The sequence below is a fragment of the Xylophilus ampelinus genome, assembly GCF_003217575.1.
In the GTDB taxonomy this organism is placed as follows: Bacteria; Pseudomonadota; Gammaproteobacteria; order Burkholderiales; family Burkholderiaceae_C; genus Xylophilus; species Xylophilus ampelinus.
The window spans coordinates 24,159-37,948 of sequence record NZ_QJTC01000024.1 but is presented as its reverse complement, the minus strand read 5'-3'; the positions used below and the strand labels follow the sequence as shown (position 1 = coordinate 37,948).

13 protein-coding genes are annotated in these 13,790 nt (G+C 64.8%); 4 read left to right on the top strand and 9 right to left on the bottom strand.

Annotated features, from left to right (window positions below):
* Positions 1-130 precede the first annotated feature (130 nt).
* Positions 131-1,309 (top strand): alginate lyase family protein, encoded by a 1,179-nt coding sequence (locus DFQ15_RS14125; protein ID WP_110466593.1) that lies wholly within the window; start codon positions 131-133, stop codon positions 1,307-1,309.
* A gap of 52 nt (positions 1,310-1,361) precedes the next feature.
* On the opposite strand, the gene DFQ15_RS14120 is transcribed toward DFQ15_RS14125, so the two are convergent.
* The 3 genes from DFQ15_RS14120 to DFQ15_RS14110 all read right to left on the bottom strand — a co-directional run bounded on the left by DFQ15_RS14120 (position 1,362) and on the right by DFQ15_RS14110 (position 5,854).
* Positions 1,362-2,663: a replication-associated recombination protein A gene (locus DFQ15_RS14120; RefSeq protein WP_110466592.1), complete on the bottom strand. Its 1,302-nt coding sequence runs from the start codon at positions 2,661-2,663 to the stop codon at positions 1,362-1,364.
* Positions 2,664-2,801: 138 nt separating this feature from the next.
* The gene (gene lolA / locus DFQ15_RS14115; protein ID WP_110466622.1) at positions 2,802-3,425 is read right to left on the bottom strand and encodes an outer membrane lipoprotein chaperone LolA; all 624 of its coding nucleotides are present in this window, start codon (positions 3,423-3,425) and stop codon (positions 2,802-2,804) included.
* Positions 3,426-3,496: 71 nt separating this feature from the next.
* A complete protein-coding gene (locus DFQ15_RS14110) occupies positions 3,497-5,854 on the bottom strand; it encodes a DNA translocase FtsK (RefSeq protein ID WP_110466591.1) in 2,358 nt (785 codons plus the stop codon).
* A gap of 200 nt (positions 5,855-6,054) precedes the next feature.
* On the opposite strand from DFQ15_RS14110, the gene trxB reads away from it, so the two are divergent.
* From trxB to rpmG, 3 genes are all read left to right on the top strand, one after another.
* A complete protein-coding gene (gene trxB / locus DFQ15_RS14105; RefSeq protein ID WP_110466621.1) occupies positions 6,055-7,014 on the top strand; it encodes a thioredoxin-disulfide reductase in 960 nt (319 codons plus the stop codon).
* A gap of 148 nt (positions 7,015-7,162) precedes the next feature.
* Entirely contained in the window at positions 7,163-7,396 is a 234-nt protein-coding gene (rpmB, locus tag DFQ15_RS14100; RefSeq protein WP_057676948.1) for a 50S ribosomal protein L28, read from the top strand.
* 14 nt (positions 7,397-7,410) lie between these two features.
* On the top strand, positions 7,411-7,581 hold the full coding sequence (gene rpmG / locus DFQ15_RS14095; RefSeq protein WP_055834453.1) for a 50S ribosomal protein L33: 171 nt from the start codon (positions 7,411-7,413) through the stop codon (positions 7,579-7,581).
* 378 nt (positions 7,582-7,959) lie between these two features.
* On the opposite strand, the gene infA is transcribed toward rpmG, so the two are convergent.
* The 6 genes from infA to DFQ15_RS14065 form a co-directional block, all read right to left on the bottom strand.
* Positions 7,960-8,208 carry a translation initiation factor IF-1 gene (gene infA / locus DFQ15_RS14090; protein ID WP_055834461.1) on the bottom strand — a complete coding sequence of 83 codons (249 nt, stop codon included), beginning with the start codon at positions 8,206-8,208 and terminating at the stop codon, positions 7,960-7,962.
* Positions 8,209-8,242: 34 nt separating this feature from the next.
* Entirely contained in the window at positions 8,243-8,488 is a 246-nt protein-coding gene (locus DFQ15_RS14085) for a hypothetical protein (RefSeq protein ID WP_110466590.1), read from the bottom strand.
* A gap of 426 nt (positions 8,489-8,914) precedes the next feature.
* On the bottom strand, positions 8,915-10,129 hold the full coding sequence (locus DFQ15_RS14080; RefSeq protein ID WP_110466589.1) for a DesA family fatty acid desaturase: 1,215 nt from the start codon (positions 10,127-10,129) through the stop codon (positions 8,915-8,917).
* 167 nt (positions 10,130-10,296) lie between these two features.
* A complete protein-coding gene (locus DFQ15_RS14075) occupies positions 10,297-11,574 on the bottom strand; it encodes an RsmB/NOP family class I SAM-dependent RNA methyltransferase (protein WP_110466588.1) in 1,278 nt (425 codons plus the stop codon).
* A 70-nt stretch (positions 11,575-11,644) separates the two neighbouring features.
* Positions 11,645-12,868, bottom strand: a complete 1,224-nt coding sequence (locus DFQ15_RS14070) for an ATP-binding protein (protein WP_110466587.1) — start codon at positions 12,866-12,868, stop codon at positions 11,645-11,647.
* A gap of 39 nt (positions 12,869-12,907) precedes the next feature.
* On the bottom strand, positions 12,908-13,621 hold the full coding sequence (locus DFQ15_RS14065; RefSeq protein WP_110466620.1) for a response regulator: 714 nt from the start codon (positions 13,619-13,621) through the stop codon (positions 12,908-12,910).
* Positions 13,622-13,790 lie beyond the last annotated feature (169 nt).

Genomic DNA, 13,790 nt, shown 5'->3' with positions numbered 1-13,790 from the left:
CACGGGTCAGCGCATGTCCGGCAGGTTTGCAAAATTCCATTGCGGCTGGAACTCGCGCGCAGCCCGTATTGTCTATCGACTTTGGAACCAGTCGCCCGTGCCTTCCGGCACACACCCATCGAGCTTCCAAATGGCATTCAACCCCCCCAAAAATATTATGCGGTCGATTTTCCTATGCGCGACAGTCGGTGCAAGCCTGCATGCCACGGCGTTCGACCACCCGGGCGGCCTCCACACCTCATCCGATTTAGTACGCATGAAAGATAAGGTTTCGCTGGGAGAAGAGCCCTGGATCGCTGGATGGAATGTTCTGGTCGCCAACCCTCACTCGTCCGTGAAATGGACACCGCGCCCTGTCGAAATGGTGTACCGGGGCGAAGATGGTGCCGGGCACGAGGAAAACTACAGCAACTTGTTCAACGATGCCGCTGCGGCCTACGCATTGGCCTTGCGTTGGAAGGTGAGCGGCGACGATGCCTACGCCGACAAGGCCATCCTGGTCCTGGACGCGTGGGCCGATCAGCTCATCGGCATTCGGGGGACCTCCGACAAATTTCTGGCATCGGGAATCTACGGCTACCAGCTAGCCAATGCCGGCGAAATCATGCGCACCTACAAGAACTGGCCGAAGAATAAGTTTTTGCATTTTCAGCAGATGCTGCTGGCGGTTTTCTACCCGATGAACCACGATTTCCTAGCGAACCATAACGGAGCCAAAACCGACCATTACTGGGCGAACTGGGACTTGGCAAACATGGCATCGATGATGGCGATCGGCATCTTGGCGGATAGAGAAGATACATTTGCCGAGGCCGTGGATTATTTCAAACATGGAAAAGGCAACGGCGCTATCGACAAACTCGTCTGGAAAATATATCCGGATGGCCTCGGACAGACGCAGGAGAGTGGCCGGGACCAAGGCCACAACACACTGAATGTCGGCTTGCTCGGTGCCATCTGCCAGATGGCCTGGAACCAGAACGAAGACTTGTTCGGTTATGAAGACAACCGGGTACTGAAGGGCGTCGAGTACATCGCCAAATACAACCTGGGATTCGATGTTCCCTACACGTCTTACCAGAACAGCGATGTGGTCCAACCCAAGATTTCCGATGTCGGGCGTGGCGACACGCGACCTGTCTGGGAACTTTTTTACAACCACTATGTGATTTTCAAGGGCTTGAAAGCGCCGTACTTGGAGATGTATGCCAAGAAGATTCGTCCGGAGGGCGGCGGCGGAAACTACGGCCCCAACAGCGGAGGATTCGACCAGCTGGGGTATGGAACGCTGACCTACTCCCTGCCGTGACGAAACGGCCGGGCACTGAGCGACCCGCGCCGGCCATGCGGTTCATCCTGCGTCATTCGCTCGCATCCTTGTCGAGTTTTCTCAGCGCGGCCAGCTTCTCGCCGATCTTGAGTTCCAAGCCGCGGGGCACGGGCCGGTACCAACGCGGTTCCGCGATCCCGTCGGGGAGATAGGTTTCGCCGGCAGCGTAGGCATCGGGTTCGTCGTGGGCATATCGGTACTCGTGCCCATAGCCCAATTCCTTCATGAGCTTCGTGGGTGCATTTCTCAGATGCACCGGCACCTCACGACTCTTGTCCTTCTTCACGAACGCCTTGGCCTGGTTGTAGGCGTTGTAGCCGGCGTTGCTCTTCGCAGCCACTGCCAGGTAGATCACAGCCTGCCCCAAGGCCAACTCTCCTTCAGGACTTCCCAGCCGTTCATAGGTCAAGGCAGCATCGTTGGCTATCTGCATGGCCCTTGGATCAGCCAAACCAATGTCTTCCCACGCCATGCGAACGACGCGCCGCGCCAAATACCTCGCATCGGCTCCACCGTCCAGCATGCGCGTGAGCCAGTAGAGGGCAGCGTCAGGGTGCGAACCACGCACCGACTTGTGCAAGGCAGAAATCTGGTCATAGAAGTTATCACCGCCCTTGTCAAAACGCCGACTGTTCAAGGTCAAGGCGTTCTGCAAGAAGTCGGCCGTGATCGTGGTCAGGCCAGAGGCATGGGCGGCTGTGCTGGTCTGTTCCAGCAGGTTCAAGAACCTTCTCGCGTCACCGTCCGCGTAGCCAATGATGGTGTCCGTCGCCAGGTCGTCGAACCGAAGATGGCCAAGGGCAATGTCTTGCGCTCGCTTCAGAAGCAGCCGCAGTTCTTCGTCTGTGATCGATTTCAGAACATAGACCTGTGCCCGCGACAGCAGAGCCGAGTTGACCTCGAACGAAGGGTTCTCCGTCGTGGCGCCGATAAAAGTCACCAAGCCACTTTCCGCATAGGGAAGAAGAGCGTCTTGCTGCGACTTGTTGAACCTGTGAATCTCGTCCACGAACAAGATTGTGTGCTTGCCCAGAGAGAGGTTATGTTGGGCCTGCTCCATGGCCGCCCGGATGTCTTTGACACCAGAGAACACCGCAGACAGGGCTATGAACTCGCACTTGAAGGCCGTGGCCGTAAGACGTGCCAACGTGGTTTTGCCCACACCCGGCGGCCCCCAGAAGATCATGGAATGCGGCTTGCCCGACTGGAAGGCCAACCTCAGAGGCTTGCCCTCCCCCAGCAAGTGAGACTGCCCGACCACCTCGTCCAAGGCCTTGGGGCGAAGCGCTTCGGCGAGCGGAGCGGAGGGATCCTGTGCAAACAGATCAGCCATGCTTCACCACCTCACGAGAACGGGGAAGCCCGAAAATCTGCACAAGCACCCTCCTTCGCTGTTGATAGTCTTGGCCCTCGATTCCTCGGGGTGCTGCGGCAGGGCCGTTGGCCCGCGCCGCAGCGGCGGGCAAAAGCGCTATTGGCGGATCACGTCCGCGCCGGCGGGCGGCTTGAAATCGAAAGTGTCGGCCGGCAGGGCCGCGTTGGTCTGCACGTCGGAGAACTTCAGCACCGAGCGCTGACCGAAGTTGTCGACGATGTCGAGCGTCGCCAGCTGCGCATCCTTGAGACCGACGCGCACGCTCTGCAGTTGCCCGTCGCGGCTCTTGGGCGTGGCCAGGACCCACTGCAGGCCGTCCCGCTCGGGCTCGGCGGCCAGGGTGAAATCCTTCTGCAGCGCCTGCAGGTTGGGCGCCGAGGCTATCAGCGCCGCGGGCGTGGAATCGAGCACCTTCGACTGCTCTCGTGCGGTGACCTGGTTCAGGTCCACGTCGTACATCCACAGCGTCTTGCCGTCGGCCACCAGCGTCTGGGCGAACGGCTTGGCGTAGACGAACTTGAAGCGGCTCGGCCGCTGGAACTCGAAGGTGCCCGACGACGTCTTACTGCGGGCGGCCTGACCCTCCTTGGCCGGCGCGGTGACGGTCTGGGTGAACGCGGCCCGGCCGCTGCGCGCATCGCGCATGAAGCTTTCCAGGCCCGAGAGGCCGTCGGCCCAGGCGACTCCATGGCTGGCGACTATCGAAAGTGCAGCAATCATCGTGCGACCGAGGGACTTGCGGCGGAAAAAGGAGATACGCATCGAAGAAAACCCAGCTGGCCCTGCGGCCCTCATTCGTCCCGCGAAGGGACCAGGATATCGCGCTGGCCCGCACCGTTCATGCTGCTGACCAGACCCGCCTTTTCCATATCTTCGACCAGCCGCGCGGCGCGGTTGTAACCGATCTTCAGGTGACGCTGCACCAGCGAAATGCTGGCCTTCCGGTTCTTGAGCACCACTTCGACCGCCTGGTCGTACATCGGGTCCTTCTCGCCGCCCGCATCGCCTTCGCCACCGGGGAAATCGGTGCTGTCGCCCTCGGACACGCCGCCCTCCAGCACGCCCTCGATGTAGTTGGGCTCGCCGCCCTGCTCTTTCAGATAATTCACGACGCGATGCACTTCTTCATCGCTCACGAACGCGCCGTGCACCCGGATCGGCAGGCCGGTGCCGCTGGCCATGTAGAGCATGTCGCCCATGCCGAGCAACGCCTCGGCGCCCATCTGGTCGAGGATGGTGCGGCTGTCGATCTTGCTGCTAACCTGGAACGCGATGCGGGTCGGGATGTTGGCCTTGATCAGGCCGGTGATCACATCGACGCTCGGCCGCTGGGTCGCCAGGATCAGGTGGATGCCGGCGGCGCGCGCCTTCTGGGCCAGGCGGGCGATCAGCTCTTCGATCTTCTTGCCGACGACCATCATCAGGTCGGCCAACTCGTCGATCACCACCACGATGTGCGGCAACCGATCGAGCGGCTCGGGGCTGTCGGGCGTCAGGCTGAACGGGTTGTAGATGAACTGTTCGTTGGCCCGGGCCTCGTCGATCTTGACGTTGTAGCCCGCCAGGTTGCGCACGCCCAGCTTGCTCATCAGCTTGTAGCGGCGCTCCATCTCGGCGACGCACCAGTTCAAGCCGTTGGCCGCATGCTTCATGTCGGTGACCACCGGCGCCAGCAGGTGCGGGATGCCTTCGTAGACCGACATTTCCAGCATCTTCGGATCGATCATCAGCAGCCGCACGTCGCGCGCCTCGGCCTTGTAGAGCAGCGACAGAATCATGGCGTTGATCCCCACCGACTTGCCAGAGCCGGTGGTGCCGGCCACCAGCACGTGCGGCATCCTGGCCAAGTCGGCCACGATCGGGTTGCCGACGATGTCCTTGCCGAGGCCCATGGTCAGCATCGACTTGGCCTCGTGGTAGACCTGCGAGCCCAGGATCTCGCTCAGCTTGATCGTCTGGCGCTTGGCGTTGGGCAGCTCAAGCGCCATGAAGTTCTTGCCGGGAATCGTCTCGACCACCCGGATCGACACCAGCGACAGCGACCGAGCCAGGTCCTTGGCGAGGCCGACGATCTGCGAGCCCTTCACGCCGGTGGCGGGCTCGATCTCGTAGCGGGTGATCACCGGGCCGGGTAGCGCGGCCAGCACATGCACCTGCACGCCGAAGTCCTTCAACTTCTTCTCGATCAGCCGGCTGGTCATCTCCAGGGTTTCGGGCGAGACGGTTTCCTGCCGCGCCTGCGCGCCGTCGAGCAGGTCGACCTGCGGCAACTTGCTGTCGGGCATCTCGTTGAAGAGCGGCTTCTGGCGCTCCTTCACCACCCGCTCGCTGCGCGGCACTTCGGTCATCGCCGGCTCCACCACCACGAACGGTGGCGGAGGCGGCGCGGCCGGCCGCAGGGAGTGGTGGTCGATCTCGGCGCGCTCCTCGGTCACCACCTCCTCGCGTTCGCGGGCCGCGCGTTTGCCGAGGGCCTTGTCTTCGGCGATCTCGCGCTGCTCGCGGCGGGTTTCGAAGAATACGTACAGCCAGCCGCCGAGCCGCTCGGCCAGATGCCCCCACGAAAAGCGGAAGACCAGCGCCGCGCCGAACACCGCCAGCAGGATGCAGAGCAGCCCCGAGCCGGTGAAGCCGAGCCACTTCACGCTGGCAGGCCCGGTGATAAAACCGAGCACGCCGCCGCTGTGGCCGCCAGGCAGGCGGCCCTCGAAACGGTAGAGCCGCGACCACTCCAGCGCTGTGCTGCTGCACAGCAGGATGACCAGTCCGACCCAGAACGCGATGCGGGTGAAGTTCCAGCTCTTGGGCTCGATCGCGTCGCCGCCGCGCATCCACCGCGCGAGCGATGCCAGCCAGGCACGCACCGCCGCCGCCAGGCACCACCACACGGAGAAACCGAGCAGGAAATAGCTTGTATCGGCCAGGATCGCGCCCAGTCGGCCGCCCCAGTTGGTAACCGGTGCGCCGAGCGCGCCGGTGGTGGACCACGCCGGGTCCTGCGGCGCGTAGGTGAGCATCGCGATCAGCCAGAACACCATCGCGATCAAGCCGACCACCAGCGCGAGTTCGTGGGCGAATCCGCTGGCCAGGCTCTTGGGTTCGCCCTTGCGCGTTGAGGAGTTGTTCAGGGTATTGAGGGAGTACGTCATAAGAGGCATACAGAGCTTACCTGATGGCCTGTCGCCGACAGGGCATCGGCGACCGGGCCCGCCGACGGCACCGATGGCTTCTTACAATCGGCCCGATCGAAAAGGCGCCCTCGGCAATCCCGGGAGGCGCGCCATACTTGAACGCCATGCCCGAGGCGCCAATCGACGCCCCGCATCCGGTTCTCCCCCGACACATGACCATGACCACCACCCAACACGCCAAAGTCCTCATTCTCGGCTCCGGCCCGGCCGGCTATACCGCCGCTGTCTACGCCGCCCGCGCCAACCTCGATCCCCTGCTGATCACCGGCATGGCCCAGGGCGGCCAGCTGATGACGACCACCGAGGTCGACAACTGGCCGGCCGACGTGCACGGCGTGCAGGGCCCGGCGCTGATGCAACGTTTCCAGGAGCATGCCGAGCGCTTCAAGACCAAGATCGTCTTCGACCACATCGGCAAGGTCGATTTCAGCCAGCGGCCGTTCACCCTCACCGGCGACAGCGGCACCTACACCTGCGACACCGTGATCATCGCCACCGGCGCATCGGCCAAGTATTTGGGCCTGCCGTCGGAGCAGGCCTTCATGGGCCGTGGCGTGTCGGGTTGCGCCACCTGCGACGGCTTCTTCTACCGCGACCAGGAAGTCTGCGTGGTGGGCGGCGGCAACACGGCCGTCGAAGAGGCGCTGTACCTCTCCAACATCGCCAGCAAGGTCTACCTTGTCCACCGCCGCGACAAGTTCCGGGCCGAGCCGATCCTGCTCGATAAGGTCGCCGAGAAGGTCAACGCCGGCAAGATGGAGCTGAAGATTCACCGCGAGTTGGACGAGGTGCTGGGCGACCAGAGCGGCGTGACCGGCGTGCGGCTGCGCGCCACCGACGGCGGCGGCACCGAGGACATCGCGCTGCAGGGCTGCTTCATCGCGATCGGCCACCATCCGAACACCGACATCTTCCAGAACCAGCTGGACATGAAGGATGGCTACATCCTCACCAAGTCGGGCCTGCAGGGCTTTGCGACCATGACCAGCGTTCCCGGCGTCTTCGCCGCGGGCGACGTGCAGGACCACATCTACCGCCAGGCGATCACCAGCGCCGGCACCGGCTGCATGGCCGCGCTCGATGCCCAGCGCTTCCTCGAACAGGAAGGTGCTATTTGATGGGATATAATCCGAGGCTTTGCTGAACTTGGCCGGCCTGTCCAGTCGGGCTTTTTCCGGTAAATTTTCGGGTTACCGCCACCCATTCCTGGCGAGGTCAGGCTCCCACACTCCCCGTGGCAGCCGTTTGAAGTATCGGAGTGTCCACATGGCACGCGTATGCGAAGTAACGGGCAAAGGCCCGATGGTCGGGAACAACGTTTCCCACGCCAACAACAAAACGAAGCGCCGGTTCCTGCCGAACCTGCAATACCGTCGTTTCTGGGTCGAGACCGAAAACCGTTGGGTGCGCCTGCGCGTTTCCAGCGCCGCCCTCCGCCTAATCGACAAGAACGGCATTGACTCCGTGCTCGCAGACCTGCGCGCCCGTGGCCAAGCCTAACAGGAGCACACACCATGGCTACCAAAGGCGGACGCGAAAAGATCAAGCTGGAATCCACTGCGGGTACCGGCCACTTCTACACCACCACCAAGAACAAGAAGACAATGCCTGAAAAGATGTTGATCACCAAGTTCGACCCCAAGGCACGCAAGCACGTGGAATACAAGGAAATCAAGCTGAAGTAATTCGGCCTGTTTGCCCGAAGAAAAGCCGCCGGCACTTCGATGTACCGGCGGCTTTTCTCATGGGCAGCCGCTCATGGGCAGCCGATGCGACTGCTGAAAAAAGAGGGCAGCGCCAGGCCTGCATTTCGTCCTCAGCCCGTCTGCTGCGACACAAGGCATCGCCCCAGGTTCCGGTACGCGGCCTCCACGTCGGGCGACAACCGCATGCAGCGGCGAGGCCCGCACGAAGCCGCCGTATCGATCGGTTTTCGAGAACAGCATCCTGCAAGAACTGCTGCGTAAACACACACTCAAGAAAACCGCGCGTACCCCGGGGCATGGCGGCTCTCTCTGGCAAAGCGGGTCGTCCGCCCCGCGCCTGCTCGGCGGCAGTGCCTGTTAACGGCGCGGCGAGATCGGCGGACGTCCGGCGATGTGGCGGAACGTGATACGGCCCTTGGTCAGGTCGTAAGGAGACAGTTCCAGCGACACGGCATCGCCCGCGATCACGCGGATATTGTGGCGGCGCATCTTGCCGCCCGTATAGGCCACGAGCTGGTGGCCGTTTTCCAGCGTGACGCGATAGCGCGAATCCGGCAGCACTTCGTCGACCTTGCCGCGCATTTCGATCAGTTCTTCTTTCGACATTGCTTCCTTTGGGTTGAATACAGAATCAGGCAGCTCAGGCCACGAGGAGCGGCATAGGGCCGGCGACACCGTGAATTTCGACCCAACCAAGCCCCTGGTTCAGGGCATAGCAGGCCGCCGCGGCGCTGGACATGAAGGGCATGGAGAATCGCATGATGCGGTCGTGGGTGCTCTGGCCTTGGCCCGAGCGAATGGAGACGGACGCGGCGAAGGAGCCATCGTCCAGCTTGCGGGTCAGAGGCGATATCAGGTATCGGCCGGAAGAGATATTGGTATGCATAGACACATTTGGAGCCCGGCAACAGGATTGCCAGAGCGGATTCGGGACATATACGGCGCCCGGCCCGTACGACGTGCGAGCTGCATCTGAACAACGCCGTGGTGCAGCAGGGGACAGCACGAACAGCGGGTCTTGCCTGCACGCCCCATAACGCAGGAAGGGCGCGGCATTGCAGCAGGCGGCAGCAGCGAGCCGGAAAATTGAGGCTTCGCAAATACCAGGAACAGGGAGACGTCACCGGAGCGTCGCTTACAGCAGTCGCCCCCAGGGCCATGGCCACTGCGGGCCGTCATTGTACTGTTTTGTAGCTTTTCCTGCTGAGCCGCGCGTGGTGCCGAACCGACGGTAGAAGAACCAGTCGGTAAAACAAATCGCCGCCGGTTGCTTGAAAACAACGGGCGGCGGGCGTGGCGGGAGCCTCGGGGATCAGGCGCGGGCGGCGCGCAACCGGATCGAGAATTCGCGCAGCGCCGCGATGCCGCTCTCCTCCGCCCGGCGGCACCAAGCTTGCAGATCGGCCGTGAGCTGTTCCCGCGACTGGGTGGTATTGAGCCACAGTTGACGCAACTCCTCGCGCATCACCAGCATCTTGTCGAGCGCAGGATGGGCGGCACGGGCCTGCTGGATCTGCGGCAGGGCCGATGCAGGCACCTTCTCGGCGTCGCGGTGCAACCAGCGCTTGGCCAGCTTCAGGCTCGACGCGTCGGCCTTGCGGCCTTGCAGCTGATCGATTTCCTGGCGGCATGCGTCGCGGACACCGCGGGCATAGCCAGCCATCACTTCATAGCGGTTGGCGATCAGCGCTTCGAGCGTCTTCTCGTCGGCGACCGGCTTCACCTCGCCCATTTGGAGCTTCGGCGCGGTTTTCTTGACCTTGGCCCAACCCACCGCCTGCAGCAGGCTGATGTAGACCCAGCCGATGTCGAACTCGTACTTCTTGACCGAGAATTTGGCCGAGGTCGGATAGGTGTGGTGGTTGTTGTGCAGTTCTTCACCACCGATGATGATGCCCCAAGGCACCAGATTGGTGCTTGCATCCTGCGCTTCGAAATTGCGGTAGCCCCAGAAGTGACCGATACCGTTGACCACGCCTGCAGCCCAGAACGGAATCCATGCCATCTGCACCGCCCACACGGCGGCGCCGAAGCCGCCGAACAGCGCCACGTCGATGATCAGCATCAAGCCCACGCCCTGCCAGCTGTAGCGGGTGTAGAGGTTGCGCTCGAGCCAGTCGTTGGGAGTGCCGTGGCCGAAGCGGGAGATCGTGTCCAGATTCTTCGACTCGGCGCGGTACAGTTCGGAGCCGCGCCACATCACTTCGTCGATGCCCTTGATCTGCGGGCTGTGCGGGTCTTCCTCGGTTTCGCACTTGGCGTGGTGCTTGCGGTGGATCGCCACCCATTCCTTGGTGACCATGCCGGTGGTCATCCACAGCCAAAAGCGGAAGAAATGCGAGGGCACAGACCCCAATTCCATGGCGCGGTGCGTCTGCGTGCGGTGCAGGAAGACGGTGACCGAAACGATGGTGATGTGGGTCGTCACCAGAGCGTACAGCACGATCTCCCACCACGACCAGTTCAGCAATCCATTGCCGACCCAGTCGATGGCTGCGTTGAAAAAAGCCGATTCGGGAAGAAACATAGTCTGAAAACCTTGTGACGAGGAAAGCCGCGAGGTGCGACACGCAGCCCGAAGTTGCCGAAAAATTCAGCAACTGGATTTTAGTGTGGGGTTGCCACGTTAAAGTTCGGTCGGCCCCGGGTTTTTTACGGCTTTATGACCGTTCGACCCCCTTGACAGGAAAACGATCAGCCTTTGCGGGTCCAGACGGCCGCGAAAAACCCGTCGGTCGCGTGGACGTGGGGCCACATGCGCAGGTATTCGCCGCCCGTCACCGGGCCCTGGCATAAGAACGCCGCCTTTTCCACCTTGAGCCGCGTCAGCAGTTCGGCCGCGTCCACCGGCTCGAAGTCGGCCGCATGCTTGCCGGAGAACGCCGCGGCGATCGCCTCGTTTTCTTCCGGCAGGATGCTGCAAGTGGCGTACACCAGCCGGCCGCCCGGCTTCAACAGGCGGGCGGCGCTCTCGAGGATCGCGGTCTGCTTGGCGGTGAGTTCCTGCACCGCCTGCGGCGACTGGCGCCATTTCAGGTCGGGATTGCGGCGCAGGGTGCCCAGACCGGAACACGGCGCATCGACCAGCACCCGGTCGATCTTGCCTGCCAGGCGCTTGACCCGGTCGTCGCGCTCGTGGGCGATAGCCGCCGGATGCACGTTCGACAGGCCGCTGCGGGCCAGCCGGGGCTTGAGCGCGTCCAGCCGGTGCGCCGAAGTGTCGAAGGCGTAGAGCCGTCCGGTGCTGCGCATCTTCGCGCCGACCGCCAGGGTCTTGCCACCGGCACCGGCGCAGAAATCGACCACCATCTCGCCACGCTTGGCGTCCAGCAGCAGGGCCAGCAGTTGCGAGCCTTCGTCCTGCACCTCGATCGCGCCGCGCGCGAAGACGTCCGTCCTGGTGAGCGCGGGCTTGCCCTCGATCCGCAGGCCCCAGGGCGAGTACGGCGTGGCGACCGACTCGACGCCCGCCTTCTTCAGCTCGGCCGCCACCTCGGAGCGCTTGGCGTTCAGCGCGTTCACCCGCAGGTCGAGCGGGGCGTTTTGCTGCAGGCTGGCGGCCAGCGCCCAGAAGTCGGTACCCACCTGCGCCTTGAGCGGGGCGGCCAGCCACTCGGGCAGGTTGTGGCGGTGCGGCTCCATCAGGTCGGCGTCGGTCACCGTGTCGCACTGGTCGAGCCAGGTCTTCTCCTGGTCGGTCAGGGCGCTTTTCAGAAAGTCGCGTGGACCGTAAAAGCCCAGGATCGCCAGCCGGCGCTCCTTGGCGCCGCTGCCCGAGCGGGCGAGGTGCTCGAAGCGCAACTTCTGCCGCAGCACCGCATAGGCGGTTTCGGCCAGGGTGGCGCGCTCGCGCGGGCCCAGGCCGCGATTGTCGCGAAAGAAGCGGGAAACGACGGCGTCGGCCGGGTGTTCGAAGGTCAGCGTGCGCTTGACGAGTTCAGCGCAGGCATCGAGCAATACTTTTGGGTGCATGCCGGGATTGTCCCATCCGCTTGCCCGGCCCCGTCGCGCACGCTTCGCCCCGCTGGAGCCGGGCTGGCGCTCAGCCGCCCGCACCGGCCGGCGGCACCCGGCCGTCGCGCGGCAACTCCAGCGTGGCGACCAGCCCACCTGCGGCCCGGTTGCGCAGCGTCAGCCGTCCGCCGTGCCGCACGGCGATGTCGTGCGCGATCGACAGGCCCAGCCCCACCCCGCCCGAGTGCCGGTTGCGCGACGCGTCCAGCCGGTAGAACGGTGCCATCACCTTCTCCAGCTCGGCCTCGGGAATGCCGGGGCCGGGATCGGCGACCTCGATGCGCACGCCCTCGAGGCCGTCGTGCACGGCGATCCCGGCGCTGCCGCCGTAGCGGATCGCGTTTTCGACCAGGTTCGAGATGCAGCGGCGCATGGCCAGCGGCTGCAACCGCAGCGGCACCGCCGTGCCGGAGACGCGCACCGTGTGGCCGACATCGCACAGGTCGTCGGCGATGCTCGTCAGCAGGGCCGGCAGGTCGAGCGGCTCGTGCGCCTCGGGGTCGGCCTCGCCCGTCAGGTAGTCGAGGGTGGAGCGGATCATCGCATCCATTTCGCGGATATCGCGGCCGAAGCTTTCGCGGTCGGCCGCGTGCTCCAGCACCTCGGCACGCAGCCGCAGCCGGGTCAGCGGCGTGCGCAGGTCGTGCGACACGGCGGCGACGAAGCGGTTGCGGTCGTCGAGCTGTCGGCGGATCTGGGCCTGCATGCCGTTGAAGACCCGGGTGGCCTCTCGGCATTCCACCGTGCCGTCCTCGGCCAGCGGTGCGCGGTGGATATCGCGGCCCAGCTCCCGGGCCGCGGCCGCCAGCCGACGCACCGGCTGCGACAGCCAGCGCGCGCCCACCCAGGCCGCCAGCAGCAGCGCGAGCAGCCGCACGCCGATGTCCATCACCAGGCCCGGATAGCCGAAGGGCCCACCGGCCGGCGGTGGCCCGCCGCGGAAATCGGATGTGCGCACGCCCGGTGGCGCAAAAGGCAGCGGCCCTTCGCCGCCCCGCGGGCGCCGAAGGCCGGCCCCGCCATCCGCAGGCCCGGCCGGCATCGCCGGCGGCGCGCCGCCGCCCTGCCGCGGGTCGGCCGGCCCGTCGGGCTGCAGCTCGACCAGCAGGGTCAGCGCCAGCAGATGGCTGGCGAGCGCGGTCACGAACAGCAGCAGCACCAGCCGGCCGAACAGCGTGGCCGGCAGCAGGCGCTCGATGCGGGCACCCAGGGCCTTCCGGCATGTCCGCGGGGACGGCGCTGCGGTGCTCATCGGACGCAGAAAGACGCAGCGCCCCCGGCCGGCCGGCCGTCAGGCATGGACCGAGTGCGCATCGAAGATGTAGCCGGCGCCCCGCACCGTCTTGATCAGCGCCGGCGCGTAGGCCCCGCCGCCCAGCTTCTGCCGCAGGCGCGAGACCAGCAGGTCGATGCTGCGCTCGAACGCGTCCATGCTGCGGCCGCGGGCCTGCTCCATCAGCTGATCGCGGGTCATCAGCCGGCCGGGCGAGGCCAGGAAGACGCACAGCAGCCGGTACTCGGCATTCGACAGCGGCACCACCACCCCCTGCGGCGACACCAGCCGCCGCTCCTGGCGGTGCATCGCCCAGCCGTCGAAGCGGGCCACGTCCTGCAGCGGGCCCTCGGGCGAGGCGGCGACGCGGCGCAGCACCGTCTGGATGCGGGCCACCAGCTCGCGCGGCTCGAAGGGCTTGGCCATGTAGTCGTCGGCGCCGATCTCCAGGCCCAGCACCCGGTCGAAGGCGTGGCCGCGGGCGGTCAGCATGATGATCGGCACCGGCGACGCCGCGCGCACCTCACGGGCCAGGGCCAGGCCGTCGGTGCCGGGCAGCATGATGTCGAGCACCAGCAGCGCGATCGGGTGGCGGGCCATCTGCCGGCGCATCCCGTCGCCGTCGGCGGCGATATGCACCGCGAGGCCGAAGCGGGCGAGGTAGTCGCGCAGGAGGGTGGTGATGTCCTGGTCGTCGTCGACGATCAGTATCTGGGGGGCTGCGGTTTTCATGGCGGTGATGCGCCGCAATGTACACCCGCCGCCGCGCCGCGAACGCCCGAGATGCCCGGCCGGCTCGGGCCAGTTCGCGGCCTCGAAGGGCCTTGTGTATCGGCTTCGGTACACAGCGGACAAGAACGCTTTACCCCCCGTTTTCAGAATCGTCGCATCGCCCCACGGC

Coding starts and splice junctions, on each gene's coding strand:
- DFQ15_RS14080 (WP_110466589.1), bottom strand. CDS start 10,129: ATGTTTCTTCCCGAATCGGCTTTTTTCAACGCAGCCATCGACTGGGTC.
- DFQ15_RS14065 (WP_110466620.1), bottom strand. CDS start 13,621: ATGAAAACCGCAGCCCCCCAGATACTGATCGTCGACGACGACCAGGAC.
- infA (WP_055834461.1), bottom strand. CDS start 8,208: ATGTCGAAAGAAGAACTGATCGAAATGCGCGGCAAGGTCGACGAAGTG.
- lolA (WP_110466622.1), bottom strand. CDS start 3,425: ATGATTGCTGCACTTTCGATAGTCGCCAGCCATGGAGTCGCCTGGGCC.
- DFQ15_RS14075 (WP_110466588.1), bottom strand. CDS start 11,574: ATGCACCCAAAAGTATTGCTCGATGCCTGCGCTGAACTCGTCAAGCGC.
- DFQ15_RS14110 (WP_110466591.1), bottom strand. CDS start 5,854: ATGACGTACTCCCTCAATACCCTGAACAACTCCTCAACGCGCAAGGGC.
- rpmB (WP_057676948.1), top strand. CDS start 7,163: ATGGCACGCGTATGCGAAGTAACGGGCAAAGGCCCGATGGTCGGGAAC.
- rpmG (WP_055834453.1), top strand. CDS start 7,411: ATGGCTACCAAAGGCGGACGCGAAAAGATCAAGCTGGAATCCACTGCG.
- DFQ15_RS14085 (WP_110466590.1), bottom strand. CDS start 8,488: ATGCATACCAATATCTCTTCCGGCCGATACCTGATATCGCCTCTGACC.
- DFQ15_RS14070 (WP_110466587.1), bottom strand. CDS start 12,868: ATGAGCACCGCAGCGCCGTCCCCGCGGACATGCCGGAAGGCCCTGGGT.
- DFQ15_RS14120 (WP_110466592.1), bottom strand. CDS start 2,663: ATGGCTGATCTGTTTGCACAGGATCCCTCCGCTCCGCTCGCCGAAGCG.
- trxB (WP_110466621.1), top strand. CDS start 6,055: ATGACCACCACCCAACACGCCAAAGTCCTCATTCTCGGCTCCGGCCCG.
- DFQ15_RS14125 (WP_110466593.1), top strand. CDS start 131: ATGGCATTCAACCCCCCCAAAAATATTATGCGGTCGATTTTCCTATGC.